The sequence below is a fragment of the Arthrobacter sp. 10T419 genome, assembly GCF_056394105.1.
Genome location: NZ_JBFTHF010000062.1, coordinates 1 through 395, shown reverse-complemented (window position 1 = coordinate 395; position 395 = coordinate 1). Strand labels below are relative to the sequence as shown.

The following is a 395-nucleotide window of genomic DNA, read 5'->3' as shown; positions in this document are numbered from 1 at the left end:
CCCTTTGCCGCCAAGACCCTCGCGGATTTCGGCGCCCACGTGGTCAAGGTGGAGCCGCCCGGCCAGGGCGACCCCCTGCGCAAGTGGCGCATGATCCACGAGGACACCTCCGTCTGGTGGGAAGCGCAGTCGCGCAACAAGCAGTCCATCGCCATCGACCTCCGTCAGGCGGAAGGCCAGGCGCTGGTGCGCAAGCTGGCCACCGAGGCCGATGTCCTGATCGAAAACTTCCGCCCCGGCACCATGGAAAAGTGGGGCCTGGGCTGGGATGTGCTCCACGCCGCCAATCCGAAGCTGATCATGGTGCGGGTGTCCGGCTACGGCCAGACCGGCCCGCGCCGGGACGAACCCGGCTTTGCCGCCGTGGCCGAGGCGATGAGCGGCCTGCGTTACCT

1 protein-coding gene is annotated in these 395 nt (G+C 68.6%); it reads left to right on the top strand.

The annotated features are described in order from the left end of the window. The coding region (locus AC1DBD_RS17885; RefSeq protein ID WP_476982733.1) for a CoA transferase at positions 1 to 395 on the top strand (395 nt) is incomplete at both ends.